This is a genomic window from Brevundimonas sp., from assembly GCF_036399195.1.
Classification (GTDB): domain Bacteria; phylum Pseudomonadota; class Alphaproteobacteria; order Caulobacterales; family Caulobacteraceae; genus Brevundimonas.
Genome location: NZ_DASWNO010000039.1, coordinates 1 through 2,638 on the forward strand (window position 1 = coordinate 1; position 2,638 = coordinate 2,638).

A 2,638-nucleotide genomic window follows, 5' to 3' on the forward strand; every position below is an offset into this window, starting at 1 on the left:
ACGACCTCGATCAGGAACGCCTGCGTCAGCAGCGCCCGCGCCTCGTCGATCGGCAGGCCCCGCTGCTGCATGTAGAACAGGGCGCTCTCGTCGAGATTGCCCACGGTGTTGCCGTGCGCGCACTGCACGTCGTCGGCGTAGATTTCCAGCTCCGGCTTGGCGTCGACCTCGGCCCGCTCGCCGAGGATCAGGGCGTGGTGGCCCATGCGCGCATCGGTGCCGTCGGCGCCGCGCTGGACCACGATCTTGCCCTGGAACACGCCGCGCGCGGTGTCGCGTACGACGCCTTTCGTCAGTTGCGAGGTCTGGCCGTCCAGGCCGCTGTGAGCGACAACGCTGGTGAGGTCCGAGTGGCGGGCGCCGTTCAGCAGGTAAAGGCCGTCGATCCGCACCTCGGCCCCCTCGCCGGGGTGGGCCAGCCGAGTCTCGTGGCGTTGAAGCCTCGCGCCGGTCGTCAGCACCGTCTGGCCGTAGCGTGCGCCCTCGGCCAGCGTCACCTCCGCCGTCGAGATGGACATGGCGTCGTCGGCGTCGTCCTCGATCACCACGCGCTCCAGCCGGGCGCCAGCGTCGAGGACGATGTTCAGCATCACGTTGGAGACATAGCCCGTCGCCCGGCCCTCGTAGCTTTCGAGCAGCAGGAGCGTGGCTCCGGCCTTGACCTCGATGGAGACGTTCGCCTGGTGCCCGGCCCCGTCAGCCGTCGAGACGAAACGAAGCCGCGCGACATGATCGCCCGGACCTTCCGCGATGATTGCCGGATCGCCGAAGCAGCGGCCGTTGACCACCGCCAGTTCGTCCCCGCCGAGCGCCGAGAACGGCCCGCCCGGCGCGATCTGTCCCGCGGGCGACACCGGCGGCGTCTCGCGCAGGAAACGGCGCAGGTCCGTGTATTTCCACGCCTCGACGCGCTTCGAGGGGAAGCTGGAGACGTCCTTCAGATCGATGCGGACCGGCGCGTTCACGCCGGCTCCGGCAGATATTTGTCGTATCCTTCCGCCTCCAGCTGGTGCGCCAGTTCGGGGCCGTCCGAGGCGACGATGCGGCCGGCAGCCAGCACGTGCACGCGGTCGGGCCGGATATAGTCCAGCAGGCGCTGGTAGTGGGTGATCACCAGCATGGCGCGGTCCGGCGAGCGCAGGGCGTTGACCCCCTCGGCCACGATGCGCAGCGCGTCGATGTCGAGGCCGGAATCGGTCTCGTCGAGGATCAGCAGCGACGGCTCCAGCAGGGCCATCTGCAGGATCTCCATCCGCTTCTTCTCGCCGCCCGAGAAGCCGACGTTGAGCGGCCGCTTGAGCATGTCGAAATCCATCTTCAGCGCCGCCGACGCCGCCCGGACCTGCTTCAGGAAGGCGGGGGCCGTGACCTCCTCCTCGCCGCGCGCCCGCTTCTGGGCGTTCAGCGCCGTGCGCACGAAGGTGAGGGCGGGGACGCCGGGAATCTCGATCGGATACTGGAACGACAGGAACACGCCCTTCGCCGCACGCTCGGCTGGCTCCAGACCCAGCAGGTCCTCGCCCTTCCACGACACAGAACCTTCGGTCGCCTCATAGCCCGGCCGCCCAGCCACGGCGTAGCCCAGCGTCGACTTGCCCGCTCCGTTCGGTCCCATGATGGCATGCACCTCGCCCGCCGGAACGTCGAGCGTCAGCCCCTTGAGGATCGGCTTGTCGCCGACGGAGACGTGGAGGTTGGAGATGCTCAGCACGCGTTTGAACCTGACTTTTGACTTTTAACGTCCGTCATCCTCGGGCTTGTCCCGAGGACCCATTTGTCATCATCCCCGAGATTCGGCGGCGCGGTCTCGATGGACGGGGCCAATTGCCGACCATGGCTGTCGCCGAACGATGGGTCCTCGGGACAAGCCCGAGGATGACGGGGGGCGGGGGAGCGGGCGGACGCTACTCGTCCGTCGGCCCGTGCTTCCACTCTGGCGACCGATCCCAATCGAGAGACAGGTCTTGCCAATGCGGATTGTCGCGCTCGATCAGGTTGATTTTCCAGTCGCGCAGGTACCGCTTGAGAGACTTCTCGCGCTTGAGCGCCGGGGCCATGAATTCGAACGTCTCGAACCAGACCAACCGCTTCAGTTGATATTTTTTGGTGAAGCCGTCGAACGTCCCTGCGCGGTGTTGAGCCACGCGGTGATGCAGATCGCTCGTCACGCCGATGTACAACGTGCCGTAAGGCCCGTTGGTCATGATGTAGACGGCGATCAGGCCGCGTTCCCTGCCCATAAGGCTCAGCTTGCCCCGGGATGGGTCCTCGGGACAAGCCCGAGGATGACGGGTGAATGGCGTCAGCCAACCGAGCCCTCCAGACTAATCGCCACCAGCTTCTGCGCCTCGACGGCGAACTCCATCGGCAGCTTCTGCATCACGTCGCGGACGAAGCCGTTGACCAGCAGGGCCACCGCCTCCTCCTGCGACAGGCCGCGCTGCTGGGCGTAGAACAGCTGGTCGTCGGACAGGCGGGTCGTGGTCGCCTCGTGCTTCAGCTGGGCCGAGCCGTTGCGGGCCTCGATATAGGGCACGGTGTGCGAGCCGCAGTCCTTGCCGATCAGCAGGCTGTCGCACTGGGTGAAGTTGCGCACCCCCGTCGCCTTCGGATGCACCGACACCAGCCCGCGATAGGT

4 protein-coding genes are annotated in these 2,638 nt (G+C 67.1%); all 4 read right to left on the reverse strand.

Features of this window, described 5'->3' with window-relative positions:
* The coding region (gene sufD, locus VGB60_RS02240; protein ID WP_331036654.1) for a Fe-S cluster assembly protein SufD at positions 1–965 on the reverse strand (965 nt) is incomplete at its 3' end.
* A complete protein-coding gene (sufC, locus tag VGB60_RS02245; protein WP_331036655.1) occupies positions 962–1,711 on the reverse strand; it encodes a Fe-S cluster assembly ATPase SufC in 750 nt (249 codons plus the stop codon). The genes sufD and sufC, both read right to left, overlap by 4 nt.
* 193 nt (positions 1,712–1,904) lie before the next feature.
* The gene (locus tag VGB60_RS02250; protein ID WP_331036656.1) at positions 1,905–2,240 is read right to left on the reverse strand and encodes a GIY-YIG nuclease family protein; all 336 of its coding nucleotides are present in this window, start codon (positions 2,238–2,240) and stop codon (positions 1,905–1,907) included.
* Positions 2,241–2,302: 62 nt separating this feature from the next.
* A partial coding sequence (locus VGB60_RS02255; RefSeq protein ID WP_331036657.1) for a SufD family Fe-S cluster assembly protein occupies positions 2,303–2,638 on the reverse strand: 336 nt, incomplete at its 5' end.

Excerpts from the sequence above, each read along its gene's own strand:
- VGB60_RS02250 (WP_331036656.1), bottom strand. The coding sequence starts at position 2,240 with ATGGGCAGGGAACGCGGCCTGATCGCCGTCTACATCATGACCAACGGG.